This is a genomic window from Streptomyces sp. URMC 129 (assembly GCF_051386415.1).
In the GTDB taxonomy this organism is placed as follows: domain Bacteria; phylum Actinomycetota; class Actinomycetes; order Streptomycetales; family Streptomycetaceae; genus Streptomyces.
Map to the genome: position 1 here is coordinate 16,240 of NZ_JBPQTQ010000022.1, position 24,462 is coordinate 40,701.

Annotated in this window: 30 protein-coding genes; 23 read left to right on the forward strand and 7 right to left on the reverse strand. The window is 75.0% G+C overall.

The genetic code is table 11. The features are described from left to right. Positions 1 to 84: 84 nt before the first annotated feature. Genes ACSNOC_RS07060 through hisF form a run of 5 tightly spaced genes read left to right on the forward strand, consistent with a single transcriptional unit; the run spans position 85 to position 2,757 of the window. A complete protein-coding gene (locus ACSNOC_RS07060) occupies positions 85 to 213 on the forward strand; it encodes a hypothetical protein (RefSeq protein ID WP_436746423.1) in 129 nt (42 codons plus the stop codon). Further along, a complete protein-coding gene (gene hisH / locus ACSNOC_RS07065; protein ID WP_436746389.1) occupies positions 191 to 868 on the forward strand; it encodes an imidazole glycerol phosphate synthase subunit HisH in 678 nt (225 codons plus the stop codon). Before ACSNOC_RS07060 ends, hisH begins: the two co-directional genes overlap by 23 nt. Position 869: 1 nt before the next feature. Continuing rightward, on the forward strand, positions 870 to 1,607 hold the full coding sequence (gene priA, locus ACSNOC_RS07070) for a bifunctional 1-(5-phosphoribosyl)-5-((5-phosphoribosylamino)methylideneamino)imidazole-4-carboxamide isomerase/phosphoribosylanthranilate isomerase PriA (protein ID WP_436746390.1): 738 nt from the start codon (positions 870 to 872) through the stop codon (positions 1,605 to 1,607). Next, on the forward strand, positions 1,604 to 1,990 hold the full coding sequence (locus tag ACSNOC_RS07075) for a Rid family hydrolase (protein ID WP_436746391.1): 387 nt from the start codon (positions 1,604 to 1,606) through the stop codon (positions 1,988 to 1,990). Before priA ends, ACSNOC_RS07075 begins: the two co-directional genes overlap by 4 nt. Beyond that, complete coding sequence (hisF, locus tag ACSNOC_RS07080; RefSeq protein ID WP_436746392.1) at positions 1,987 to 2,757, forward strand: imidazole glycerol phosphate synthase subunit HisF; 771 nt, start codon at positions 1,987 to 1,989, stop codon at positions 2,755 to 2,757. The genes ACSNOC_RS07075 and hisF overlap by 4 nt, the downstream gene beginning before the upstream one ends. A gap of 144 nt (positions 2,758 to 2,901) precedes the next feature. Here the strand turns inward: hisF and ACSNOC_RS07085 are convergent, their stop codons facing one another. Genes ACSNOC_RS07085 through ACSNOC_RS07095 form a run of 3 tightly spaced genes read right to left on the reverse strand, consistent with a single transcriptional unit; the run spans position 2,902 to position 6,327 of the window. Then, entirely contained in the window at positions 2,902 to 3,645 is a 744-nt protein-coding gene (locus tag ACSNOC_RS07085) for a succinate dehydrogenase/fumarate reductase iron-sulfur subunit (protein WP_436746393.1), read from the reverse strand. Continuing rightward, positions 3,642 to 5,588, reverse strand: a complete 1,947-nt coding sequence (locus tag ACSNOC_RS07090) for a fumarate reductase/succinate dehydrogenase flavoprotein subunit (protein WP_436746394.1) — start codon at positions 5,586 to 5,588, stop codon at positions 3,642 to 3,644. The genes ACSNOC_RS07085 and ACSNOC_RS07090 overlap by 4 nt, the downstream gene beginning before the upstream one ends. A 13-nt stretch (positions 5,589 to 5,601) precedes the next feature. Further along, entirely contained in the window at positions 5,602 to 6,327 is a 726-nt protein-coding gene (locus tag ACSNOC_RS07095) for a succinate dehydrogenase cytochrome b subunit (protein ID WP_436746395.1), read from the reverse strand. Between the two features lie 106 nt (positions 6,328 to 6,433). Between ACSNOC_RS07095 and ACSNOC_RS07100 the strand changes: the two genes are divergently transcribed. After that, positions 6,434 to 7,378 carry a LysR family transcriptional regulator gene (locus ACSNOC_RS07100; protein ID WP_436746396.1) on the forward strand — a complete coding sequence of 315 codons (945 nt, stop codon included), beginning with the start codon at positions 6,434 to 6,436 and terminating at the stop codon, positions 7,376 to 7,378. Then, positions 7,375 to 8,103 (forward strand): aspartate/glutamate racemase family protein, encoded by a 729-nt coding sequence (locus ACSNOC_RS07105; RefSeq protein WP_436746397.1) that lies wholly within the window; start codon positions 7,375 to 7,377, stop codon positions 8,101 to 8,103. The genes ACSNOC_RS07100 and ACSNOC_RS07105 overlap by 4 nt, the downstream gene beginning before the upstream one ends. Here ACSNOC_RS07105 and ACSNOC_RS07110 read toward each other — a convergent pair. Next, entirely contained in the window at positions 8,093 to 9,133 is a 1,041-nt protein-coding gene (locus ACSNOC_RS07110; protein ID WP_436746398.1) for an Acg family FMN-binding oxidoreductase, read from the reverse strand. The genes ACSNOC_RS07105 and ACSNOC_RS07110 overlap by 11 nt on opposite strands. A 240-nt stretch (positions 9,134 to 9,373) precedes the next feature. On the opposite strand from ACSNOC_RS07110, the gene ACSNOC_RS07115 reads away from it, so the two are divergent. After that, a complete protein-coding gene (locus tag ACSNOC_RS07115; RefSeq protein ID WP_436746399.1) occupies positions 9,374 to 9,589 on the forward strand; it encodes a hypothetical protein in 216 nt (71 codons plus the stop codon). Positions 9,590 to 9,620: 31 nt separating this feature from the next. Here ACSNOC_RS07115 and ACSNOC_RS07120 read toward each other — a convergent pair whose 3' ends face one another. Next, positions 9,621 to 10,145: a hypothetical protein gene (locus tag ACSNOC_RS07120; protein WP_436746400.1), complete on the reverse strand. Its 525-nt coding sequence runs from the start codon at positions 10,143 to 10,145 to the stop codon at positions 9,621 to 9,623. A gap of 204 nt (positions 10,146 to 10,349) precedes the next feature. Here ACSNOC_RS07120 and ACSNOC_RS07125 point away from each other — a divergent pair, with 204 nt between their 5' ends. The 4 genes from ACSNOC_RS07125 (at position 10,350) to ACSNOC_RS07140 (ending at position 13,813) form a co-directional block, all read left to right on the forward strand. Further along, a complete protein-coding gene (locus tag ACSNOC_RS07125) occupies positions 10,350 to 11,123 on the forward strand; it encodes a DUF4142 domain-containing protein (protein WP_436746401.1) in 774 nt (257 codons plus the stop codon). Positions 11,124 to 11,130: 7 nt separating this feature from the next. Continuing rightward, complete coding sequence (locus tag ACSNOC_RS07130; RefSeq protein WP_436746402.1) at positions 11,131 to 11,736, forward strand: class F sortase; 606 nt, start codon at positions 11,131 to 11,133, stop codon at positions 11,734 to 11,736. Between the two features lie 90 nt (positions 11,737 to 11,826). Then, positions 11,827 to 12,387: a hemerythrin domain-containing protein gene (locus tag ACSNOC_RS07135; protein ID WP_436746403.1), complete on the forward strand. Its 561-nt coding sequence runs from the start codon at positions 11,827 to 11,829 to the stop codon at positions 12,385 to 12,387. 121 nt (positions 12,388 to 12,508) lie between these two features. Continuing rightward, positions 12,509 to 13,813 (forward strand): outer membrane protein assembly factor BamB family protein, encoded by a 1,305-nt coding sequence (locus ACSNOC_RS07140; RefSeq protein WP_436746404.1) that lies wholly within the window; start codon positions 12,509 to 12,511, stop codon positions 13,811 to 13,813. Between the two features lie 16 nt (positions 13,814 to 13,829). On the opposite strand, the gene ACSNOC_RS07145 is transcribed toward ACSNOC_RS07140, so the two are convergent. After that, a complete protein-coding gene (locus ACSNOC_RS07145; protein ID WP_436746405.1) occupies positions 13,830 to 14,270 on the reverse strand; it encodes a winged helix-turn-helix transcriptional regulator in 441 nt (146 codons plus the stop codon). A 113-nt stretch (positions 14,271 to 14,383) separates the two neighbouring features. On the opposite strand from ACSNOC_RS07145, the gene ACSNOC_RS07150 reads away from it, so the two are divergent. From ACSNOC_RS07150 to ACSNOC_RS07160, 3 genes are all read left to right on the forward strand, one after another. Next, positions 14,384 to 15,577, forward strand: coding sequence for a thiolase family protein (locus tag ACSNOC_RS07150; RefSeq protein WP_436746406.1), 1,194 nt, complete (start codon positions 14,384 to 14,386; stop codon positions 15,575 to 15,577). A gap of 205 nt (positions 15,578 to 15,782) precedes the next feature. Continuing rightward, the gene (locus ACSNOC_RS07155; protein ID WP_436746407.1) at positions 15,783 to 16,007 is read left to right on the forward strand and encodes a hypothetical protein; all 225 of its coding nucleotides are present in this window, start codon (positions 15,783 to 15,785) and stop codon (positions 16,005 to 16,007) included. Positions 16,008 to 16,193: 186 nt separating this feature from the next. Beyond that, positions 16,194 to 16,439 (forward strand): hypothetical protein, encoded by a 246-nt coding sequence (locus ACSNOC_RS07160; protein ID WP_436746421.1) that lies wholly within the window; start codon positions 16,194 to 16,196, stop codon positions 16,437 to 16,439. Positions 16,440 to 16,472: 33 nt separating this feature from the next. Here the strand turns inward: ACSNOC_RS07160 and ACSNOC_RS07165 are convergent, their stop codons facing one another. Continuing rightward, positions 16,473 to 17,108 (reverse strand): TIGR03085 family metal-binding protein, encoded by a 636-nt coding sequence (locus ACSNOC_RS07165; protein WP_436746408.1) that lies wholly within the window; start codon positions 17,106 to 17,108, stop codon positions 16,473 to 16,475. A 93-nt stretch (positions 17,109 to 17,201) separates the two neighbouring features. Between ACSNOC_RS07165 and hisI the strand changes: the two genes are divergently transcribed. From hisI to trpA, 8 genes are all read left to right on the forward strand, one after another. Further along, the gene (gene hisI / locus ACSNOC_RS07170) at positions 17,202 to 17,588 is read left to right on the forward strand and encodes a phosphoribosyl-AMP cyclohydrolase (protein WP_436746409.1); all 387 of its coding nucleotides are present in this window, start codon (positions 17,202 to 17,204) and stop codon (positions 17,586 to 17,588) included. 11 nt (positions 17,589 to 17,599) lie between these two features. After that, the gene (locus ACSNOC_RS07175) at positions 17,600 to 19,102 is read left to right on the forward strand and encodes an anthranilate synthase component I (protein ID WP_436746410.1); all 1,503 of its coding nucleotides are present in this window, start codon (positions 17,600 to 17,602) and stop codon (positions 19,100 to 19,102) included. Positions 19,103 to 19,209: 107 nt separating this feature from the next. Further along, positions 19,210 to 19,911 carry a TIGR02234 family membrane protein gene (locus ACSNOC_RS07180; protein ID WP_436746422.1) on the forward strand — a complete coding sequence of 234 codons (702 nt, stop codon included), beginning with the start codon at positions 19,210 to 19,212 and terminating at the stop codon, positions 19,909 to 19,911. Between the two features lie 117 nt (positions 19,912 to 20,028). After that, positions 20,029 to 20,355, forward strand: a complete 327-nt coding sequence (locus tag ACSNOC_RS07185; protein WP_436746411.1) for an HGxxPAAW family protein — start codon at positions 20,029 to 20,031, stop codon at positions 20,353 to 20,355. Between the two features lie 13 nt (positions 20,356 to 20,368). Further along, entirely contained in the window at positions 20,369 to 20,773 is a 405-nt protein-coding gene (locus ACSNOC_RS07190) for a DUF2752 domain-containing protein (protein ID WP_436746412.1), read from the forward strand. A gap of 95 nt (positions 20,774 to 20,868) precedes the next feature. Then, positions 20,869 to 21,675 carry an indole-3-glycerol phosphate synthase TrpC gene (gene trpC, locus ACSNOC_RS07195; protein WP_436746413.1) on the forward strand — a complete coding sequence of 269 codons (807 nt, stop codon included), beginning with the start codon at positions 20,869 to 20,871 and terminating at the stop codon, positions 21,673 to 21,675. A 723-nt stretch (positions 21,676 to 22,398) separates the two neighbouring features. After that, a complete protein-coding gene (gene trpB / locus ACSNOC_RS07200; protein ID WP_436746414.1) occupies positions 22,399 to 23,637 on the forward strand; it encodes a tryptophan synthase subunit beta in 1,239 nt (412 codons plus the stop codon). After that, positions 23,634 to 24,446: a tryptophan synthase subunit alpha gene (gene trpA, locus ACSNOC_RS07205; protein WP_436746415.1), complete on the forward strand. Its 813-nt coding sequence runs from the start codon at positions 23,634 to 23,636 to the stop codon at positions 24,444 to 24,446. The genes trpB and trpA overlap by 4 nt, the downstream gene beginning before the upstream one ends. The last annotated feature ends 16 nt before the right edge of the window (positions 24,447 to 24,462 follow it).

Sequence of the window (24,462 nt, forward strand, 5' to 3'; positions counted from 1 at the left end):
GACGGGGTTGCTCGCGGGGTGCCGCGAGGGCGGAGAAGCGAACGGGGAGACGCTGTGAGCGGGTCGGCGGCGCTGTTTCTCGCTGTGGGGCTCTTTCTCATGGGCGGGGTGTACTCGTTCGCCAAGCAGGGGCTGCCCAAGGGTGTCGTCGTGCTGCTCGCTCTCGCCAGCGGGCTGTGTCTGGTCGCCGGTGTGCTCCGGCTGGAGGTGTGAGGTCGTGACCAGCAAGAAGGTCGTCGTCTTCGACTACGGCTTCGGGAACGTGCGTTCTGCCGAGCGGGCCGTCGCCCGCGCGGGCGCGGAGGTCGAGATCACGCGTGACCTCGACGCCGCCATGAACGCCGACGGGCTGCTCGTGCCCGGCGTCGGCGCGTTCTCCGCCTGCATGCGGGGCATCCGTGAGGCGCGCGGCGACTGGGTGGTCGGGCGGCGGCTGGCCGGTGGCCGGCCCGTGCTCGGCATCTGCGTCGGCATGCAGATCCTCTTCGCGCGCGGCATCGAGCACGGCGTGGAGACCGCGGGGCTCGACCAGTGGCCGGGCACCGTCGGGCCGCTCCAGGCCGGCATCGTGCCGCACATGGGCTGGAACACGGTCGACGTCCCCGAGGGCTCCGTGATGTTCGCCGGGCTGCCGTCGGACGCGCGGTTCTACTTCGTGCACTCCTACGCGGTGCACGACTGGGAGCTGCCCGCCGACAGCGGCGGGACGGCGGCCGGGCTGGCCGCGCCCCGCGTCACCTGGTCCACGCACGGCAAGCCGTTCGTCGCCGCCGTGGAGAACGGCCCGCTGTGGGCCGCCCAGTTCCACCCCGAGAAGTCCGGCGACGCCGGTGCCCGCCTCTTCACCAACTGGATCGAGACGCTCTGAGATGTCCACGCTGACGCCCACGCTGGAACTGCTGCCCGCCGTCGATGTCCGCGGCGGCCAGGCCGTGCGCCTGGTGCACGGCGAGTCCGGCACCGAGACCTCCTACGGCGACCCGCTCCAGGCCGCCCTGACCTGGCAGCGCTCGGGCGCCGAGTGGCTGCACCTGGTCGACCTGGACGCCGCGTTCGGCACCGGGAACAACCGGGAGCAGATCGCGGAGGTGGTGCGCGCCATGGACATCAAGGTCGAGCTGTCCGGCGGCATCCGCGACGACGACACGCTCGCCGCCGCGCTCGCCACCGGCTGCACCCGCGTCAACCTGGGCACCGCCGCGCTGGAGTCGCCGGAGTGGGTCGCCCGGGCGATCGCCGAGCACGGCGACCGGGTGGCCGTCGGCCTCGACGTGCGCGGCACGACACTGCGCGGCCGGGGCTGGACCCGGGACGGCGGCGACCTGTACGAGACGCTGGCGCGGCTGAACGCCGAGGGCTGCGCGCGGTACGTGGTCACCGACATCAACAAGGACGGCACGCTCCAGGGCCCGAACCTGGAGCTGCTGCGGAACGTGTGCGCCGCCACCGACCGGCCCGTCGTGGCCTCCGGCGGGGTCTCGTCGCTGGACGACCTGCGGGCGCTGGCCGGGCTGGTCGGCGTCGGCGTCGAGGGCGCCATCGTCGGGAAGGCGCTGTACGCCGGGGCGTTCACCCTGGAGCAGGCGCTGGAGACCGTGGCCGGATGAGCGTCGAGCGCGCGCCGGACACCGGCTCCTGGGACGAGGCCCTCGGTGCCGCACGCGTGGTCGCGGCCGGCGACCTGGTGCTGGTCGGCGGGACGCTGCCGCCCGCGACCGGGGCCGCCGGGGGCGACCCCTACGAGCAGGCCAGGTCGGCGCTGGCCGAGGCCATCGCGGCGCTGGAGCGGTTCGGGCTCGGTGCCGATTCCGTCATCCGCACCCGGATCTACATCAGCCACGCCCGCGACGCGGAAGAGGTGGCGCGCGCCCATCAGGACCTGCTGGGGTCCGTCCGTCCGGTCGCCACACTGGTCCTGGTGGGCGGCTTCGCCGACTCGCGGGCGCTGGTCCAAGTCGAGCTGGAAGCCTACCGAGGAGCCGCGACGTGAGCCTCGCCGTACGAGTCATCCCCTGCCTGGACGTGGACGCCGGCCGGGTCGTCAAGGGCGTCAACTTCGAGAACCTGCGGGACGCGGGCGATCCGGTCGAGATGGCCAAGGTCTACGACGCCGAGGGCGCCGACGAGCTGACGTTCCTCGACATCACCGCCTCCTCGGGCAACCGCGAGACGACGTACGACGTCGTGCGCCGGACCGCCGAGCAGGTCTTCATACCGCTCACGGTGGGCGGCGGTGTCCGCACGTCCGACGACGTGGACCGGCTGCTGCGCGCGGGCGCGGACAAGGTGGGCGTGAACACGGCGGCGATCGCGCGCCCGGAGCTGATCCGGGAGATCGCGGAGCGGTTCGGCAACCAGGTGCTGGTGCTGTCGGTCGACGCCAGACGCTGCCCCGAGGGCACGTCGACGCCTTCGGGGTTCGAGGTGACCACGCACGGCGGGCGGCGTGGCACGGGGATCGACGCGGTGGAGTGGGCGCACCGGGCGGCCGGGCTGGGCGCGGGGGAGATCCTGCTGAACTCGATGGACGCCGACGGCACCAAGGACGGGTACGACGCCGCGATGATCGCGGCGGTGCGCGAGCGGGTGACGGTCCCGGTGATCGCCTCCGGCGGGGCGGGGCGGCTGGAGCACTTCCCGCCGGCGATCCGGGCCGGTGCCGACGCGGTGCTGGCCGCGTCGGTCTTCCACTTCGGCGATCTGCGGATCGGCCAGGTCAAGGGCGCGCTGCGCGGGGCCGGTTACACGGTCCGCTGAGAGAGTGGGCGGGGGCGGTCCTCCGGCGCGGGGAGCCGAGCCGCTCCCCCAGCCATGGGGGCCCCTCCCGGACGTCGGTCCGGGGAGGCTGGGAGGTGCCCCCACCGCTGCGGGGGACCGCCCCCGCGTTCCGGGGGGAGGGCGTTACGCGCCCCTGCCGAGCGCGCGCAGGTATTCGCGGTTCATGGTGGTGATCGAGGTGAGCGGGATGCCCTTGGGACAGACCGTGGCGCACTCGCCGGTGACCGTGCAGCCGCCGAAGCCCTCGCCGTCCATCGTCCCGACCATGTTCAGCACCCGGCTCTCGCGCTCCGGGGCGCCCTGCGGCAGGGAATTGAGGTGGACCACCTTGGCCGAGGTGAACAGCATCGCGGAGCCGTTGGGGCAGGCCGCCACGCAGGCGCCGCAGCCGATGCACTCGGCGTGCTCGAACGCCGTGTCGGCGGCGGGCTTGGGGACCGGCGTGGCGTGCGCCTCGGGGGCGCTGCCGGTGGGCGCGGTGACGTAGCCGCCGGAGCCGATGATGCGGTCGAACGCGGACCGGTCCACCACCAGGTCCTTCACCACGGGGAACGCGGCGGCCCGCCACGGCTCGATGTCGATGGTGTCGCCGTCCGCGAAGTGCCGCATGTGGAGCTGGCAGGTCGTGGTCCGCTCCGGGCCGTGGGCCTCGCCGTTGATGACCATGCCGCAGGCGCCGCAGATGCCCTCGCGGCAGTCGTGGTCGAACGCGACGGGCTCGTCGCCGCGCAGGATCAGCTCCTCGTTGAGGGTGTCCAGCATTTCGAGGAACGACATGTCCGGGGAGATGCCGGTGACCTCGTAGGTGGTCATGGCCCCCGGGGCGTCGGGGCCCTGCTGGCGCCAGATGCGCAGGGTGAGGTTCACGCGTAGCTCCGCTGGGTGGGGTGGACGTGATGGAAGACCAGGTCTTCCCTGTGCAGCACGGGCGCCTGGCCGGGAGCGGTGAACTCCCAGGCGGCGGCGTAGGCGTAGGTGTCGTCGCGGCGGGCCGCCTCGCCGTCCGGGGTCTGGCTCTCCTCGCGGAAGTGGCCGCCGCAGGACTCGGCGCGGTGCAGCGCGTCCAGGCACATCAGCTCGGCCAGCTCCAGGTAGTCGGCGACGCGATGGGCCTTCTCCAGCGACTGGTTGAGCTCGGTGCCGCTGCCGGGCACCTTGATCCGCTCCCAGAACTCGGCGCGCAGGGCCGGGATCCGGTCCAGCGCCTTGCGCAGCCCGGTCTCGTTGCGGGCCATGCCGCACTCGTCCCACAGCAGCTCGCCCAGCTCGCGGTGGAACGAGTCGGGGGTGCGGTCGCCGTTGTTGGACAGCAGCTGGTAGAGGCGGTCGGTGACGGCGAACACGGCCTCGGTGACCGCCGGATGGTCGGCGGGGACCTCGTCGTTCGGGGTGCGGGCCAGGTAGTCCGCGAGGGTCGCGGGGAGGATGAAGTACCCGTCGGCCAGGCCCTGCATCAGCGCGGAGGCGCCCAGCCGGTTGGCGCCGTGGTCGGAGAAGTTGGCCTCGCCGATGGCGAACAGGCCCGGCACGGTGGTCTGGAGGTCGTAATCGACCCACAGGCCGCCCATCGTGTAGTGGATCGCCGGGTAGATGCGCATCGGCACGCGGTACGGGTCCTCGGCGGTGATCCGCTCGTACATCTCGAAGAGGTTGCCGTACTTGGCGGCCACCGCGTCGCGGCCCATGCGGGCGATGGCGTCCGCGAAGTCCAGGTAGACGCCCTGGCCGCCGGGTCCGACGCCGCGGCCCTCGTCGCACACGTTCTTCGCGGCGCGGGAGGCGATGTCGCGGGGGACGAGGTTGCCGAAGGAGGGGTAGATCCGTTCCAGGTAGTAGTCGCGCTCCTCCTCCGGGATGTCGGCGGGGGGGGGGGTGTCGCCCGCCCGCCGCGGCACCCAGATGCGGCCGTCGTTGCGCAGCGACTCGCTCATCAGCGTCAGCTTGGACTGGTGCTCGCCCGAGCGCGGGATGCAGGTGGGGTGGATCTGGGTGAAGCAGGGGTTGGCGAAGAACGCGCCGCGCCGGTGGGCGCGCCAGATGGCGGTGGCGTTGGAGTTCTTGGCGTTGGTGGAGAGGTAGAAGACGTTGCCGTAGCCGCCGGTGGCCAGGACCACGGCGTCCGCGAGGTAGGTGTCGACGCGGCCGGTGATCAGGTCGCGGGCGACGATGCCGCGGGCCCGCCCGTCGACCACGATCAGGTCCAGCATCTCGGTGCGCGGGTGCATCTCCACGTTCCCGGCGGCGATCTGGCGGGAGAGCGCCTGGTAGGCGCCGAGCAGGAGCTGCTGCCCCGTCTGGCCGCGGGCGTAGAAGGTGCGGGAGACCTGGACGCCGCCGAAGGACCGGGTGTCGAGCAGGCCGCCGTACTCGCGGGCGAACGGCACGCCCTGGGCGACGCACTGGTCGATGATCTCGACCGACACCTGGGCCAGGCGGTAGACGTTGGACTCGCGGGCCCGGAAGTCGCCGCCCTTGACGGTGTCGTAGAAGAGGCGCCGCACCGAGTCGCCGTCGTTGCGGTAGTTCTTCGCGGCGTTGATGCCGCCCTGGGCGGCGATCGAGTGGGCGCGGCGCGGGGAGTCCTGGTAGCAGAACTGGATGACGCGGTAGCCCTGTTCGGCGAGGGTGGCACCGGCGGCGCCACCGGCCAGGCCGGTGCCGACCACGATGACGGTGTGCTTGCGCCGGTTGGCCGGGTTGACCAGCTTGGCCTCGAAGCGGCGGCGGTCCCACCGCTCGGCGATCGGGCCGTCCGGGGCCTTGGTGTCCACCAGGGCGTCGCCCGTGGTGTAGTCGAGGTAGCTGCTCACGCTGATCACTCCGCTACTTGACGAGTCCGGTCATCACGCCGAAGGGGACGGACAGGAAGCCGGCGGTCAGCACGAGGGCGAGACCGTTGCCGGTGGCCCTGAGCGCGCGGTCGCGGGCGCGGCTGCCCGCGCCGAGCGTCTGGGCGGCGCTGTAGAAGCCGTGCTGGACGTGCAGGCCGACGGCGATCATCGCGACGGTGTAGATCACGTTGCCGTACCAGGTGTCGAACGTGGCGACGATGTTCTGGTACGGGCGCCCGCTCTCGCCGTTCGGGTTCACGGTGCCGGTGGTGAGGTCGAGGATGTGCCAGACGATGAAGAGGGCCAGGATCACGCCGCCCCAGCGCATGGTGCGGGTGGCATAGCTGCTCCGGCGGGGCCGGTGCGCGTACTTCACCGGGCGGGCCGCGCGGTCCAGGCGGCTGAGCTGCCAGGCGGCCAGCCCGTGGGCGCACACGGCCGTCAGCAGGACGGCCCGCAGGATCCACAGGAACCACTCGTGGTGCAGCACCGGCTCGCCGAGGGTGCGCAGCCAGTGCGCGTACCCGTTCATGTCGTCGGGGCCGAAGAAAACCTTCAGGTTTCCGATCATGTGCGCGATCAGGTAGAGGAGCATGATCGCGCCGCTGACGGCCATCACCGTCTTCTTGCCGATCGTCGACTGCCACAGCCTGCCCGCCGCGGTCGTCGGCCGGCGGTCCGTGCGCGTGGTGGTGCGGGGCCGCGTCGCCAGTGCCATGACACCAGACGGTAGGACCGTCCCCGGAAGGCCGTCCAAGACAGAGAAGAGCTGCTTTCGATAGGCTGTGCCTATCGGGGACCGACCGCCTCCCGGGACGGATCACATGCAGCTCCAGCAGCTCCGTTACTTCACCGCCGTCGCGGAGACCCTGCACTTCACCCGGGCCGCGCGCCGTGAACACGTCGCCCAGCCGTCGCTCTCGCAGCAGATCCGCTCCCTGGAGCGGGAGCTGGGCGCCGAGTTGTTCCACCGGGCGCGCGGCCACATCTCCCTGACGGACGCGGGCGCGGCGCTGCTGCCGCTGGCCCGCCGGATCCTCGCGGACACGGAGACCGCGCGCCGCGAGGTGCAGGAGGTGGCCCAGTTGCGGCGCGGGCGGGTGCGGCTCGGCGCGACGCCGAGCCTGTGCGCCAGCCTGGTGCCGGGCGTGCTGCGGTCGTTCCGCGACAGCTATCCGGGGGTGGAGCTGTTCGTGCACGAGGACGGCTCCCAGGACCTGGTGCGGATCCTGGCCGCCGGTGAGCTGGACCTGGCGCTGATCATCACGCCGCTGCCCGGGCAGGCTCCGGCGCTGGCCACGCAGGAGCTGCTGCGGGAGGACCTGGTGGTGATCTCCTCGCCCACCGCGCCCGCGCCGGTGGCGGGCCCGCGCGTCCGGGTCGCGGATCTGCGGGACCGGCCGCTGGTGATGTTCCGGCACGGCTACGACCTGCGGGAGCTGACGGTGGCGGCGTGCCACGGGGCCGGGTTCGAGCCGTCGTTCAGCGTGGAGGGCGGCGAGATGGACGCGGTGCTGGGCTTCGTGCGGGCGGGGCTCGGGCTGGCGGTGGTGCCGAGCATGGTCGCGGACCGTTCCGGGCTGCGCGTCACGCCGTTCGCCCCGCCGGGCCTGCACCGCACGATCTCGGTCGCGCACCGGGGCGACGTGTCGCCGCCGCGCGCGGCGCGCGAGTTGCAGCGGATCCTGCTGACGCACCGGCGGCAGCCGCCGGGTCTGCCCGGCCGGGCCCTTCCGGCGTCCGGCCCCGACCACGGGGGCGCGGCATGAGACACCTGGGCATCCTCGGCCACAGCGCGGAGGGCGCGGCGCTGTGCTTCCGGGCGTTCTGCCGGGAGGGCTTCCGCCGCATCGGCCCCGACGAGCACCCGGACGTGACGCTGGACGTCATCGCGCTGGCCCGCAGCATGCCGGGCTGGGACTCCGGGGACCACGCGTCGGTCCGGGACGTCCTGGCGGTGAGCGCGGAGCGGCTGGCGCGGGCGGGCGCCGACTTCTTCGTCTGCCCGGACAATACTGCCCATATGGCTCTGGAACTGCCGGGCACAGAGCTGCCGTTGCCCGGTCTGCACATCGCGGAGGCGGTGGCCGACCGGGCGGCGCGCGAGGGGCGCACCCGGGTGGGCGTGCTCGGCACCCGGTACACGATGGAGGGGCCGCTCTACCCGAGGGCGCTGGCGGCCCGGGGCATCGCCGCCGAGGTGCCGGACGCGGACGACCGGCTGCTCGTCCACGAGGTCATCTTCCGTGAGCTGCTGAACGGCGTGCTCCGCGCGGAGTCGCGCCGCGCGTACGTGCGGATCATCGGGGACCTGGCGGCGCGCGGCTGCGACGCGGTCGCCCTCGTCTGCACCGAGATCCCGCTGCTGGTGACGCCGGACGTCTCGCCGCTGCCGGTGCTGGACTCGACGCGGCTGCTGGCCCGCGCGGCGTTCGACGTCGCGGTCGGCGAACGGCCGTTCCCCGCGTGGCGCGGCGGCCCGGTCAGCGCGTGAGGACGTCGGCGAGGGCGCGGCGCGGCTGCGGGCGCGCGGGCGGCCCGTAGCCCAGGCGCAACAGGACCTGCGGGTGGCCGGGGCGGCCGGTGAGGGCGGCCGTCCTGGGGCGGAGGGCGGGTACCTGGACGGGCTGGTTGAAGAACGAGGCGGCGGCCCCGGCGGCGGTGGCGCGCAGCAGCACCCGTTGCAGGGCCTGCCCGGCGGTCAGCCAGTCGCGCGGGGTGTCGCCGCCGGTGCCGAGCACCGCCAGGGCGGCGGACCGCCGGGCGTCCCCGCGGTCCCGCGCGGCCCGGCGGGTGCCGGTGTCGAGCGCCCGGACGAGGAGCGGCGCGGCGAACGACGCCGGGAGGCCGAGGCCGAACCCGTAGCCCCGGATCCCGTCCGGGCGCCGGCCGCGATTGGGCGCCATCCACCGGGCCAGCTCCGCGCGGTAGGCGCGGTCGGCGTGCTGCGCGCGGTCGCCCTCGGCCACCAGGGCGGCCAGCATCGCCTTGCCGCGCGCGTCGGGCACCAGGTGCAGCCAGGCGCCCTCGCGTTCGGCCTCCGCGACGAGGCGGGACGCGAGGTCGGCGGGCAGGTGCCGCCGCCGTTCGGACGGCGCCCGGTTGGTGTGGCGGCGCGGGATGAACGCGGCCAGGACGGCGTCGTCCGTCCGCCGGTCGGCGGGCGGACCGGGCCGTACCCGGGCCAGCAGGTCGGGCTCGGCCGGTTCGGGGAACGGCTGGACCAGCGGCGTGTGCCCGAGCCGGGTGAACGCGAGGCGCAGGTTGAGCAGCGCGGCGCCGCAACTGATGACCAGCTCCCGGCCGTCCGGGTCGACGACCGGGAGCAGCCGGGCGCGGTCGGCACACAGCTCGACCGCGCCGCCGCCCACGCGGAACCGCCACGGCTGGGTGTTGTGCGAGGAGGGCGCGAGCACCGCGTACCGCACGGCCAGCCGGGCGGTCTCGTCGCCGCCCGCGCGGGCGGGCCGTGCCAGCGGGTCGACGTCCCAGGCCGTGAACGGGTCCGACCGGTGATTCCGCATGTCCGCCTCCGCGCCGCCGTGCCCGTTCCGGTGCGGCCATTGATACCGCCCGGGGCTCCGGCGCCCGGTCCGCGACACCCGGCCCGGTCGGCCGCTCACCGGGATGGGGCGACCGCGGCGGGTCCGGTCCGTCAGGCGCCGGTCGCGCGGCCCGGCGCGGGCCGGGACCGCGGCCGGAGGGCCGGCACCACGGCCGGGCCGAAGGCCGCGAGGAGCGCCGCGACGGCGAACGTCCGGTGCGTGCCGCGGGACCCGGTGGCCACGGTCCCCGAGCGCCGCACCGCGAACCCGCGGCAGGGGGTGTGGTCCTTCCCGCTGCCGTTCCGCGTGCCCGGACCGACGGTGTCGCCGCTGGGGCACGCCCGGCTCGGCGCGGACCCGGCCCACCGGTGGCCGCGCGACCGCGTGTTCGCGGTGTGCCGCGCCGGAGGAGAGGACTGGCCGGGAGAGGGGTGAACGGGCGCGGCGGAGAGTGCCGCGCCGGGCGTCAGACGCTGCCGACCGGGTCCGGGTCGAGGCGGGCCAGGAGCTGGGCGCGATGGAGGTCGGCGACCGGCGCGACCAGGTCGGGGTGGCGCAGCAACATCGCGGCCCGGCGGTCGGGTTCGGCCGGGAACGTCAGGCGGCGGAACTCGATCGGGGTCTCGGTGGCGTGCTCGCCGCCGGCGACCGCCGCCACGGCCTGCGCCGCCAGGGCCGGGGAGCTGAGCAGGCAGGCGGCCCAGCTCGCCACGGCCTCGTCCACCCAGGAGCGCCAGGCGAACTCGTCGCCCTCGGGAAGCACGGTGTCCGCGCCGACGACCCAGTCCAGCCGGGCCGAGCCGCCCGGCCCCGCCATCGCGACCAGCGCGGCGTCCACCGGCGTCGGGTAGCGCAGCCAGGCGGCGACCGTCACGGCCTGCCGGGCCTGCACCTCCGCGAGCACCTCGCTCAGCGTGCCGTCAGCGGCCGGGTAGGCGCGCAGGAGCCACTGCGTGGTGGCGGCTATGACGGGGGAAAGATCGGCGCACACGGACGAACACCCTCCCGCTCCTGCGTGCGAAACGTGGCAAGCGTACTCCCCCGTTCCGGTGAGCGGGATGACCGGGGTCACGTTCTGTTGCTCCCGTGCCGTCAGCCTTTCGGCCCAGTCCGGCGTGCGGCTCGCCGGGCAGTCACACAGAGTAGCGGCGGGGGCGCGCATCGCGCCCCGAGTCCACAGAAACGGAGTGTCACCGTGATTCCTGCCCGACTGGCCGTGGGTTCGCTCGCCGCCCTCTTCCTCGTCGGCGCGACGGCCGGCCTCGCCCGCGCGGACCGGGGGATATCCCCGGTGGACGCGACCTTCCTCAAGAGCGCCCACCAGGGCAACCTGGCGGAGATAGCCGCGGGCACCGACGCCGGGGCGCACGCGACCACCGACTGCGTCAAGGAGGTCGGCGCCACGCTGGTGCGCGAGCACACGCGCCTGGACGACGCCCTCACCGCCCTCGCCGACCGGCTCCATGTGCCGCTGCCCGAGAAGCCGACCCCCGAACAGCAGCGGCAGCTGGAGGAGATACGCGCCAAGGCCGGGACGCCCGCGTACGACGAGGCGTGGCTGGCGGCCCAGGACGCCGCGCACCGGGAGACCCTGGCCCTGATCGACGAGGAGCTGAACGACGGCGAGAACGACGAGGTCAAGGCCGCGGCGGAGGCGGCCCGGCCGGTGGTGGAGGCGCATCTGGAGCTGGTCGCGGGCGGCGAGTGCCACCTCGGCGAACAGTCCGGTGACAGCTCGGGCACGGCGTCCGGCTCGGGCACGGCATCCGGCTCCGGAGCGGGCGCCGGGGCGGGATCGGCGTCGGATCCGGCACGCATCCCGGCCGGTGCCGGCGGGCATGCGGACGAGGCGGCCGGTGACCGGGCCGGGGCCGGTGCCGTGGCGCTGACCGGCGGCACGCTGCTGACGGTGGCGGGCGCGGTCTGGCTCGCGCGGCGGCGCGGGGCGGAACCGGCGGATCCCCGGTGAGCGCGCGGTGCCGGGCGGACGCCGCCCCGCCGCGGCCCTGACGGCGTTCGGTATCTGCGCGGCACTGGCCGGCTCCCTCCTGCTCTGGGCGGAGCCGGCCCGCCTCGCGGACGAGGGCGTGCTGCCGGGGCTCGCCCCGGACGGTGCGGAGGCGCGGGCCGCCGCGCCCACCGCCTCGCCGCCCGAACTCCTCACGCTGCCGGGCCGGTCGCGGGCCGAGGTGGTCCCGGTCGCGGCCGGTGCCGACGGGGCCCTCGACCTGCCCGAGGCGCCGCACGCGGTGGGCTGGTGGCAGGGCGGCGCCCAGCCGGGCGCCGCGCGCGGCACCGTTCTCATCGCGGGCCATCTCGACACGGCGGGCGGCGGCGACGGCCCGTTCGCCGCGCTGCCGGACGTGCCGGTGGCGGACCGGGTGGAGATCACCTCGGCGGACGGGCGGCGGCACGGGTACCGCATCACCGCGCGCCGCACGTACGACGGGGACGAGCTGCCCGCGGACCTGTTCGCCGCCACGGGCCCGGCCCGGCTCGCCCTGGTCACCTGCGCCGGCCGGTACGACGAGCGCACCGGCCGGTACGAGCAGAACCTCGTGCTCTACGGCCGGCCGGTGTAGGGGCCGGTGATGTTTCCGCCGTGCGCCGCGGGACACCCGGCGGCGCGCGGCGGACCACCCTTCACGCGCCGCGGAAAGGCAGGAGACGTCATGGGCCACGGAGGAGACATCGTCCGGGAACTCGTCGCGGACCACCAGGAAGTGGAGGACATGTTCCGGGAGATCGAGCGGCTGCCGGTCGGCGAGAAGCGCCGCAAGCTGCTGGTGGACCAGGTGACCATCGAGCTGGTCCGGCACTCGATCGCGGAGGAGATGCACCTGTATCCGGCCGTGCGCGAGCACCTCACGAACGGGGACCTCATCGCGGACAAGGAGATCGAGGACCACGCGACCGCCGAGCGGATCATGAAGGAACTGGAGCGGCACGACGCGGACGATCCGGAATTCGACCGGCTGATCGACCAGTTGACGATGGAGATCCGCAGCCATCTGCAGGACGAGGAGGACAACCTCTTTCCCGCGCTGCGGATCTGCTGCCCGGAGGAGAAGCTGGAGCAGCTCGGGGAGAAGGTCCGCCACGCCAAGAGGACCGCGCCGACCCGCCCGCACCCGGCGGCTCCCGACAAGCCGCCGTTCAACAAGCTGCTCGCGCCCGGCACCGGCCTGGTGGACCGCGCCCGCGACGCGCTCTCGGGACGCGGCAGGCGCTGAGCACGCCGGGCCGCATGAGCCGGGCCGTTCCGGGGAACCCCGGATCGGTGTCGTAGCGTGTCCCCCCGGGCGGGAGTCCGCCCGCGCAATCGCTGAAGTGCCAACCAGTCAGGGGGGATTGATGGCAAGGAAGACGCGTGGCGGCGGGCCGGCGGTGGTGGCGGCCTCGGTGGCCGTACTGCTCGTCGCGGGCGGCGCGGTGTTCATGGCCCGGGGCGGGGACGACGGCGGCACGGACGGGGCCGGGGCGGACGCGGTCGCCCCGGACGGCGAGGTGCTGACCGGGCTGTGGCGCACCGGTGCCGTGCCCGCCGGGGAGCCGCCCCGGGAGATGGCGGTCCCCCGGGTGTGGGCCACGGACGACGTCGTGACCGGGGTCCTGGCGAGCGGACTGCGGGGCTATGACCCGGCGACCGGCGAGGAGCTGTGGGCGCTGACGGCCCCCGATCGTATCGGGGCGCCGTGCGTCGCGGCTCCCGCGCCGAACGGGCAGGGCGTCGGCGCCGTCGTCCACCGGGACGAGGACGGCGCCTGCTCCGTGGTGAGCGCCGTGGACACCCGCGCCGGGGAACTGCTGTGGAGCCTCCCGCTGTCGGCCGAGGCCGCCGGCGAGGCGGCGGTGACCGTCGGGGACGAGGTGATCACGGTCGACACGGGGAGCGCGGCCGTCGTCCAGCGGTTCTCGGCGGCGGGCGAGGAGCTGCCGTTGCCCGAGGTGCCGGGCGGCGCGGAGTGCGGGCCGCTGGCCGAGTGGACCCACAGCGCCGACCACCTGCTGGCCATCAGCTCATGCGGCGTGGCGGGCGACGTGGGCCAGGTGACCGCGTTCGACGCGGACAGCGGGCAGGAGCTGTGGACCGCGTCCGCGACCTCGGAGGTCGCCACGGGACCGGTGAGCATCGTGTCGGACGAGCCGCTGGCGGTCCTGGCCCGGCAGCGGGTGGTGACGTTCGGCGACGACGGGCGGGTGGTGGCCGACGCGGCCCCGGCGGAGGGCGGGGTGGGACTCGCCGCCGCCTGGACGCTCGCCCGGGAGCCGGCCGTCGTCATCGGCGGGACGGCACCGCACTCCTCGGAGTACCTGGAGGTCCTCGTCGGGGTCGACCCGGCGACCGGCGAGGAGCTGTGGCAGCGGGAGCTTCCCCAGTTCGCCGTGGCGATCGGCTCCGGGGACGGCCTGGCGCTGGCGCTGTGGGCGTCCGGCACCATCGACGCCCCCGCGTTCCACCTGGTGAGGGTCGCGGCCGACACCGGACGGACGGCGCCCGAGGCGCGACTCCCGGCGGACGCGGGCACTCCGGTCCCCGAGAACGCGGGCCGCCCGGCCCCGCTGACCGTGCTGAACGGCACGCTGTACGTCCTGGCGGAGCCGCGCGACGCCGAAGGTCAGGTGCGGATCGAGGCGTACCGGCTGCTCCCGGAGTAGCGGCCGGGGCGGCGGGTTATCGGGCCGCCCACTCCGGGTCCCTGAAGTGGGGGGTCAGGGTGCCGGGCGCGACCTCCTCGCGGCAGGAGCCGCAGACGACCACCGGCTCCAGGCGTGCGCCGCAGGCATGCTCGAACGTCACCGGCGGCTGCTCCGACACGTACCGGTCGCCCCAGGCCATCAGCATCATCAGCACCGGCCTGAGGTCCTGACCCGCCTGGGTCGGCCGGTACTCGAAGCGCCGGGGCCGCTCGTTGTACGGGACCCGCTCCAGCACGCCCGCGTCCACCAGGCGCCGCAGGCGGGCGGTCAGGATGTCGCGGGGCGCGCCGACGTTGCGGGCGATCGCGTCGAACCGCCGGACGCCGAAGAAGATCTCCCGGAGCACGAGAACGGAGTACTTCTCGCCGATCACACCGAGCGTGGCGGCGATCGAGCAGGGGCGCTGGGTCTTCATGGCCTCCAGCGTAAGTCACCCCACCCAGTCCGTTGGATTTTCCAACTCACCTGCGTATGGTGGTACTCGCGAGTAAGTCCAGTTTTCAAACCCTGAGCGAGGAGTCGACCGTCATGCGCGACGCCGTCATCGTCGAAGCCGTCCGCACCCCCATCGGCAAGGGCAAGCCGGACGGGGCGCTGGCCGGGGTCCACCCCGTGGACCTGCTCGGGCACACCCTCCGCGCCCTCGTCGACCGCAGCGGCGTGGATCCCGCCCTCGTGGACGACGTGATCGGCGGCTGCGTCGACCAGGTCGCGGAACAGGCCATGAACACCACCCGGCTCGCCTGGCTCGGGGCCGGGCTCCCCGAGTCCGTGCCCGCCACCACCGTCGACCGCCAGTGCGGCTCCTCGCAGCAGGCCGCGCACTTCGCCGCGCAGGGCGTCATCTCCGGCGCCTACGACCTCGTCGTCGCCTGCGGCATCGAGTCCATGAGCCGTGTCCCGATGTGGTCCAACGTGCCGCCCGGCGCCGACCCGTTCGGCGCCGCGCTCGCCGCCCGTTACCCCGAGGGCCTGGTCCCGCAGGGCATCAGCGCCGAGCTGATCGCCGCCAAGTGGTCCCTCGGCCGCGAGCAGATGGACGAGTTCGCCGTCACCTCGCACCGCCGCGCCGCCGCCGCGCACGCCGCCGGCCTCTTCGCCGACGAGATCGTGCCCGTGCCGACCGGGGCCGGCGAGGTCACCGCCGACGAGTCCGTGCGCCCCGGCACCACGCCGGAGGTGCTGGCCGGACTGCGCCCGTCGTTCGTCGACCCGGCCAGCGCCGAGCGCTTCCCGCAGATCGACTGGTCCGTCACGGCGGGCAACAGCAGCCCGATCAACGACGGCGCCTCCGCCGTCCTCATCACCAGCGGCGAGACCGCGGAACGCCTGGGCCTGCGCCCGCTCGCCCGCCTGCACAGCTTCGCCGTCACCGGCTCCGACCCGCTGCTGATGCTGACCGGCGTCATCCCCGCCACCGAGAAGGTGCTGCGCCGCGCGGGACTGCGGCTGGACGACATCGATCTGTTCGAGGTCAACGAGGCGTTCGCCAGCGTCGTCCTGGCCTGGCTCCAGGAGACCGGCGCCGACCCGGCGAAGCTCAACGTCAACGGCGGCGCCATCGCCCTCGGCCACCCGCTGGGCGCCAGCGGCACCCGCCTGATGACCACCCTGGTGCACGCCATGCGGCAGCGCGGCGCCCGCTACGCCCTCCAGACCATGTGCGAGGCCGGCGGCCTGGCCAACGCGACCGTCCTGGAGAACCTGGACGCCGCCTCCTGACAGCGCGGCGCGGGGGCGGGAGCGCGGGGCGGGGGCGCGGCGGCGTCAGGCGATCGCCTCGTCCGGGGACAGGGCGGCGCCCCTGGCGTGCTCCGCCGCGAACCCCGCCCCGCCCGGGGCCGCGCGCACCCGGGCCGTGACGCGGTCGACGTCCGCGCGCTCGCCCGGGGGCCCCGACCGAGCGGGCCGCCGCGCAGCCGTCCCGTTGCAGGCGCAGCGCCTGTTCCGCGTCGCCGCGCGGCTCCCCGAGGAAGCCCGGCTCCGCCAGGACGAACGCCACGCCCGCCGTTCCCCGGACGCCGCCGAGCCGGCTCAGCCGGCCGCGCAGCTGCCGCTCGGCGTCGTCCAGACGGCCCCGGCGCCGGGCCACCAGCCCGAGGCCGAACCTCCGCGAACTCCTCGGCTGGTCGGCCGGAGTGAGCACCCCTGAGCGCATGACGCCGGGTCACCTCAGGCCAAGGCTCGCCGGTGACCGCGCCGGAAGCTCGGCGCGGTCACCGAGGACCCACCGCGGGCCACCGGTAGCCCGCCCCGCAGCGCGCCCGTGGCCGTCCGGAAGCGCGATCGCGCAGGGTGACAACCGCGCGCACAAGCGAAGGGTGAAAGAAGGGACGTCCTGGCGACTCGGGAAGAAGGCCGAGGCGCCGCGCCCCCACGCCGCCGCGTACCCGGGGGAGGAGAACAACCCCACACGCAGGCGGTCGGCGCCGAGCACGTCGTCGACACCTTCCGCGACGCGGGGATCGACACCGGCACCGCCACCGCCGTCAGCCGCCTGTTCGCCGCCGCCGACGCGGCCGGGCCCGGCGCCGAGGGCCTGACCAGCGTCATCGAGGTGATCAAGAAGCCCGCGCGGCCATAACCGCGGCCGTAACCGGGGCCGCGGCCGGGGCCGTCACGGGAGGCCGAGCCGCGCCGTCCGCGCCGCCGCGATCGCGTCCTCGTCGCCCGCCAGCTCCACCCGCGCCGCGCCCTGCCGCCCGTAGGCGAACAACAGCAGCTCACCCGGCTCGCCGGTCACTGTCACCACCGGCACCCCCTTGCGGGCCACGACCGTCTGACCGTTGGGCCGCCGCAGCACCAGACCGACCGGGCTGCGGCGGCCCATCAGCCGCGCCGCCGTCTCCAGCCGCCGCCACAGCGCCTCGTCGAACACCGGGTCCGGCGTGCGCGGCTCCCAGTCCGGCCGCGCCCGCCGCACGTCCTCGGTGTGGACGAAGAACTCCACGGTGTTCGCCGCCTCGTCGACCTGCTTCAGCGCGAACGGCGACCTGCGCGGCGGCCCCGTCCTGATGAGCTGGACCAGCTCGTCGAAGGGCCGGGCCGCCGTCTCCGCCCGCACGCGCTCGGCGCGCGCCGCCAGCGGCCTCACGACCGCCGATGTCAGGGGCTCGAGATTCCGCTCCCGCGTCACCAGGTGCGCCGCCAGATCCCGGGCCGCCCAGCCCTCGCAGAGGGTGGGCGCGTCGGGCCCGGCGGCCTCCAACTCGTCTGCCAGCAGAAGACGTTCGCGCTTCGCGTGAGTCGACATGCGCTTACCCTACGACCCGGCGGCACCCTTCGCCCCGCATCGGCGCCCCGGCCGTCCGGCGTGAGTACCCCCGAATGGCGGCAGAATGAAGCCATGTCCAGCAGCACGCCCGGCGCCCCCGGCACGCCCGTTCTCGATCCCGCCATCGCCGCCCGCCTCAAGCGCACGGCCGACGGCCTGGTGCCCGCCATCGCCCAGCAGTACGACACCGGAGAGGTGCTCATGCTCGGCTGGATGAACGACGAGGCCCTGCGCCGCACCCTGACCACCGGCCGCTGCACCTACTGGAGCCGCAGCCGCCGCGCGTTCTGGGTGAAGGGCGACACCTCGGGACACGTGCAGTACGTGAAGTCCGTCGCCCTGGACTGCGACGGCGACACGGTCCTGGTCCAGGTCGACCAGGTCGGCGCCGCCTGCCACACCGGCGACCGCACCTGCTTCGACGCCGGGCGCCTCCCGCTCGAAACCCCCGAGAAGTAGGCTCGGCCGCCATGACGACGCCAGACCTCGAGCGCTTCCGGATCCTCGCGAAGGACCGCCGGGTCATCCCGGTCACCCGTCGCCTCCTCGCCGACGGCGACACCCCGATCGGGCTGTACCGCAAGCTGGCGGGCGAGCGCCCCGGCACGTTCCTGCTGGAGTCCGCCGAGAACGGCCGCACCTGGTCCCGTTACTCCTTCATCGGCGTGCGCAGCTCGGCCACCCTCACCGTCCGAGACGGCCTGGCGCACTGGCTGGGCAGCCCGCCCGTCTCGGTGCCCGCCGCCGGCGACCCGCTGGCCGTGCTGCGCCAGACGCTCCAGGCCCTGCACACCCCACGCTCGCCCGGCCTGCCGCCCTTCACCGGCGGCATGGTCGGCTACCTCGGCTACGACGTCGTCCGCCGCCTGGAGACCATCGGCGACAGCGCCGAGGACGACCTCGGCCTGCCCGAGCTGACCATGCTGCTCGCCTCCGACGTCGCGGTCCTCGACCACCGCGACGGCACGGTGCTGCTGATCGCCAACGCCATAAACCACAACGACCTGGAGACCGGCGTGGACGAGGCGTGGGCCGACGCCGTCGCCCGGCTCGACGCCATGACCGCCGACCTCGCCCGCCCCGCCCCCGCCCTCCCCGTCGCCGCCCTGCCGCCGTCCGAGCTGCCGTCCTACGACGCGCTCTGGGGCGGCCCCGACTACCAGCGGGCCGTCGAGCGGGTCAAGGAGTACATCCGGGCCGGCGACGCCTTCCAGGTCGTGCCCTCGCAGCGCTTCCAGACGCCCTGCCCGGCGAGCGCCCTCGACGTCTACCGCGTGCTGCGCGCCACCAACCCCAGCCCGTACATGTACCTGCTGCGCTTCGAGCACTGCGACGTGGTCGGCTCCAGCCCGGAGGCGCTGGTCAAGGTCGAGGACGGGCACGCCATGCTCCACCCCATCGCCGGCACCCGGCCGCGCGGCGCCACCCCGCAGGAGGACGCCGCGCTCGGCGACGAGCTGCTGGCGGACCCCAAGGAGCGCGCCGAGCACCTGATGCTCGTCGACCTCGGGCGCAACGACCTCGGCCGCGTCTGCGCCCCCGGCAGCGTCGAGGTGGTCGACTTCATGTCGATCGAGCGCTACAGCCACGTCATGCACATCGTGTCCACCGTCACCGGGCGGCTCGCCGCCGACCGCACCGCCTTCGACGCGCTCACCGCCTGCTTCCCGGCCGGCACCCTCTCGGGCGCCCCCAAGCCCCGGGCCATGGAGATCATCGAGGAGCTGGAGCCCACCCGGCGCGGCGTCTACGGCGGCTGCGTCGGCTATCTCGACTTCGCGGGCGACGCGGACACCGCCATCGCCATCCGCACCGCCGTGCTGCGTAACGGCGTCGCGTACGTGCAGGCCGGGGCCGGAGTGGTGGCCGACTCCGACCCCGTGGCCGAGGACACCGAGTGCCGGAACAAGGCGGCGGCCGTTCTCCGGGCGGTGGCCACGGCGGGCAAGCTGCGCGGTAGCGTGGACAGGTGACTGCCGACCCCGCCGACCCCGCCGCCGGCACCGACACGACCGGTCTCACCGGGACCCCGGACACCGACCGGACCCCCGGCACCACCGGAACCGCCGACCTCACCACGATCCCTGACCCCACGGACCCCGCCGGCCCCACGGACCTCGCCGCCGCCACCGACCCGGCCGTCACCGGCCCCGGAACGGCGCGGCGCACGCTCGCCGTGGCGCTGCTCAGCGGCGCGACCGGAGCCGCCGTCGTCCTGATCTCGGCGGGGCAGACCTGGGGCGAGGGCGAGACGGCCGTCTCCGGCGCGGAGCTGCCGGTGACCGCGAGCGGCAGCGCCGTCTCCGGCCTGCCGAGCGCCCTGGCCCTGGTCGGGCTCGCCTCCCTGGTCGCGGTCTTCGCGGTGCGCCGCACCGGCCGGGCCGTCGTCGCGTCCGTGCTGGCCCTCAGCGGCGCCGGGGCGATCGGCGCGGCGCTGCTCGGCTCGGGGGACACCGAGGCGCTGGAGGCGAACGCGGCCGAGGCGATGGGCCTCACGGAGGCCGCCGTCACGGGCGTCAGCCACACCGGCTGGCCGTGGTTCTCGGCGCTGGGCGGGCTGCTGCTGCTGTGCGCCGGGCTGCTCGCGCTGAGCTACGGGCAGCAGTGGCCCGCGATGTCCGGCCGGTACGAGCGGTCGGCGCGGCGCCCGGCGGGATCGCGCCGCGCGGGCGGCGCGGGGACCGGCGCCGGTGCCGGGGCGGCGGGAGCGGGCGCCGGGGAGGACGCGGACCGGCCGGAGGACATCTGGCGGGCGCTGGACCGGGGTGAGGACCCGACGTAGAAGTCCCGGCGCGGGGACGCGGGGCCCCGCCGGGGACTGTCGGAGCGGCCTGCCACAATGGCTGAGGGCGTGCTGAGGCAGCGCGCCCGCGAATCCTGACCCACGAGGAGCACACACATGCCGGGCCCTTACCACCACGGAAACTCTCCGGCCGCCTGGACCGGTGTCGTCATCGCCTTCATCGGGTTCGGTATCGGCGGCGCCTACACGGTGATGGCCGAGCCGCTGGGCGTGGCGGCCGGCGCGGTCGTCGTCGGCCTCGGTGGCGTCGTCGGCCTGGTGCTGCGGGCCATGGGATACGGCCAGCCCCCGGCCCAGTTCCACGCCACCCCGGCCCAGAAGGCCAGGGCGCAGGCCGCCGCCGCGGGCGTGACCACCACGGCGGACGGCGTCCCGGCGCCCGCCACCTCGACCGAGTCGGAGCGGTCGGCCGTCAGCGGCTGACGCACCACGGCCCGTGCCCGGGCGCCCGCTCGCCGCGGTGGCCGCGCCGCTGGCGGCTCTGGCCGCCGCGGGCGCGGCGTTCGGGTATGTGGCGGCGGTCGATCCCCGCGAGCCGGGGCACTACCCGGCCTGTCCCGTTCTCGCCCTCACCGGGCTGTACTGTCCGGCCTGCGGCGGGCTCCGCAGCGCGCACGCCCTGGCCCACGGCGACCTGGCGGGCGCCCTGGGGGCCAACGCGGCGGCCGTCGCCGGGTTCACCGCCCTGGCCGTGGGGCTGGTGGTGTGGCTGGTGCTGACGGTGCGCGGGACGGCCCGCGCGCCCGCCGTCCGTCCGGCCCACGCCTGGGCGCTCGGCGGGGCGCTCGTGGTGTTCACGGTGGTGAGAAATCTCCCCCTGGGCACCTCCCTGGTCCCCTGACCAGCGGCTTGACAGGCGGATGCGAACGCTCCGCCATTTGGCGGATACCATCAAAGGGTCTGGTCGCCCGGACCAGACAGGAAGGGGCCGGTCGCGTGAGTGTGCTCGACGAGATCATCGAGGGAGTCCGCGAGGACCTCGCCGAGCGGCAGGCGCGGGTGAGCCTCGACGAGCTCAAGGAGTCCGCCGCGAAGGCCCCGCCGAGCAAGGACGGGGTGGCCGCGCTCAAGGGCGACAGCGTCCGGGTGATCTGCGAGGTCAAGCGGTCCAGCCCGTCCAAGGGCGCCCTGGCCGCCATCGCGGACCCGGCCGGCCTCGCCGCCGACTACGAGGCGGGCGGCGCGGCGGCGATCTCCGTGCTGACGGAAGGCCGCCGCTTCGGCGGCTCCCTGGCCGACCTGGCCGCCGTCCGGTCCCGGGTGGACGTGCCGCTGCTGCGGAAGGACTTCGTCGTCACCTCGTACCAGCTCTGGGAGGCCCGCGCGTACGGCGCGGACCTGGTGCTGCTGATCGTCGCCGCGCTGGAGCAGGAGGCGCTGGTGTCGCTCGTGGAGCGGGCCGAGTCCATCGGGCTCACGCCGCTGGTCGAGGCGCACGACGAGGAAGAGGTGCGGCGCGCGGTCGACGCGGGCGCCAAGGTCATCGGGGTCAACGCGCGGAACCTGAAGACGCTCCAGGTGGACCGCGCCACCTTCGCCCGGGTCGCCCCGGAGATCCCCGACCACATCGTGAAGGTCGCGGAGTCCGGCGTGCGCGGCCCGCACGACCTGATCTCCTACGCCAACGACGGCGCCGACGCGGTGCTGGTCGGCGAGTCCCTGGTGACCGGCCGCGACCCGCGCGCCGCCGTGGCCGACCTGGTCGCCGCCGGCGCCCACCCGGCCCTGCGCCAGGGGCGCTGAGCACCGTGCGCGCGGCGAGGAACCCGTTCCGGGGCACGCGGCCACGTGGCTGCCGCGCCCCCGCCCGGCGCGTGCTGGGCCGCCGCGTGCGGTATCACATCGGCTGCGAGCCCGGCCAGATCAACGGCCGCCGATGGCGCCCCCGGCCGACGGCCCGCACGGCCACGACGCACGACCAGTAGGCACGGCTTCCCGGCCGGACCGCTCTCCGCACGGACGGTGACGAGCGGCCCGGCTCCGGCCCGCGCACACCGCGACGACGGCGGAGTCCGGCCGCGCCCGACCCGGGCGTGCCCACCGCGAGGCGAGAGCCGCACCGGCGGGCCGCACCCGGCACCGGCGGACCGTGAGACCGTCCGGGGCCCCACCGGGGGCGCCGGTGCGGCCGGCGGCTCACCCGTCGGCGGAGCGTCTCGCCGAGCCCTTCGGGTCCGGTCGGCAGACCGGCTCCGGTCGCTCGTCGCTCGGCGCCGGTCGCCTCGGCCGGACGCCCGGCCGTGGCCCGGCCGGGACCGGCGGTCCGCCCCGGCACGCGGTTGGTGACCCGCCGGTCTCCGGCCGCCCCCGCGTCCCGCGTCCGTCGCCGGGGCGTGTGCCCGTGGCCGGTCGTGGGCCGTGTCGGTGCGCCGTCCCCGCCGGTCCTGGCCGTACGGTCGGGCCGCCCCGTCAACGCGCACGCGTACTCCTCGTTCCGTTCAACTCGCCCGGAAGGCAAGGCACCGCATGTCCGCACACCACTTCTTTCCCGATCCCGACGGGCAAGTCCCCAACGCCGGGGGCTACTTCGGTGACTTCGGCGGCACGTTCATCCCCGAGGCCCTGCGGGCCGCCGTCGAGGAGGTCGCCGCCGAGTACGAGAAGGCCAAGGCCGACCCGGCCTTCGCCGCCGAACTGGACGACCTGCTCGTCCACTACACCGGCCGCCCCAGCCCCCTCACCGAGGTGCCGCGCTTCGCGGAGCACGCGGGCGGCGCCCGCGTCTTCCTCAAGCGGGAGGACCTCAACCACACCGGCTCGCACAAGATCAACAACGTGCTGGGCCAGGCCCTCCTCACGCGCCGCATGGGCAAGACCCGCGTCATCGCGGAGACCGGCGCCGGTCAGCACGGCGTGGCCACCGCCACCGCCTGCGCCCTGTTCGGCCTCGACTGCACCATCTACATGGGCGAGATCGACACCCAGCGCCAGGCGCTGAACGTCGCCAGGATGCGCATCCTGGGCGCCGAGGTCATCCCCGTCGCCTCCGGCAGCCGCACCCTGAAGGACGCCATCAACGAGGCGTTCCGCGACTGGGTCGCCAACGTCGAGCACACGCACTACCTGTTCGGCACGGTCGCCGGCCCGCACCCGTTCCCCACCCTCGTACGCGACTTCCACCGCGTCATCGGCGTCGAGGCCCGCCGCCAGATCCAGGAGCGGGCCGGGCGGCTGCCGGACGCCGTCGTGGCGTGCGTGGGCGGCGGGTCGAACGCCATCGGCCTGTTCCACGCGTTCATCCCGGACACCGCCGTCCGCCTGGTCGGCTGCGAGGCCGCCGGGCACGGCGTGGAGTCCGGCGAGCACGCCGCCACCCTCACCGCCGGCGAGCCCGGCATCCTGCACGGCTCCCGCTCCTACGTCCTCCAGGACGACGAGGGCCAGATCACCGAGCCGTACTCCATCTCCGCCGGTCTGGACTACCCCGGCATCGGCCCCGAGCACGCCTATCTGAAGGACCTCGGCCGTGGCGAGTACCGCCCGGTCACGGACGACGAGGCGATGCGCGCGCTGCGGCTGCTGTCGCGCACCGAGGGCATCATCCCCGCCATCGAGAGCGCCCACGCGCTGGCCGGCGCCCTCGACGTCGGCCGCGAACTGGGCCCGGACGGCCTGATCGTGGTCAACCTCTCCGGCCGGGGCGACAAGGACATGGACACCGCCGCCCGCTACTTCGGGCTCTACGACGACGGAGGCAACCAGTGAGCGGCAACGCGCGGGCGCTCGGCGCCGTGCTGGCGGCGGCCAGGGACGAGAACCGGGCCGCTCTCATCGGCTACTTCCCGGCCGGATTCCCCACCCTGGAGGGCGGCATCCGCGCCGTGACGGCGATGGCCGAGGGCGGCTGCAACATCGTGGAGATCGGGCTGCCGCACAGCGACCCGGTGCTGGACGGCCCGGTGATCCAGACCGCCGACGACATCGCGCTGCGCGGCGGCATCCGGATCGCGGGGGTGCTGCGCACGGTCCGCGAGGTGCACGCCGCGACCGGCGTCCCGGTGCTGTGCATGACGTACTGGAACCCGGTGGACCGGTACGGGCCGGAGCGGTTCGCCGCCGAGCTGGCCGAGGCGGGCGGCGCGGGCTGCATCCTGCCGGACCTGCCGGTCGAGGAGTCGGAGGCGTGGCGGAAGGCGGCCGAACGGCACGGCCTGGCAACGGTCTTCGTCGTCGCGCCCAGCAGCAAGGACGCCCGGATCGCGGACATCACGGCGGCGGGCAGCGGCTTCGTCTACGCGGCGTCGCTGATGGGCGTCACCGGCACCAGGGAGTCCGTCGGCCGGGACGCGGCCGACCTGGTCCGGCGCGTGCGGACGACGACCGAGCTGCCGGTGTGCGTCGGTCTCGGCGTGTCCAACGCGGCGCAGGCGGCGGAGGTGGCGGCCTTCGCGGACGGCGTGATCGTCGGATCGGCGTTCGTCCAGCGGCTGCTGGACCACGCCGGGGACGAGGAGGCCGGGGTGACGGCGCTGCGGGCGCTGGCCGCCGACCTGGCCGCCGGTACGCGCCGCTGAGGCCCGGGGCGGTTCC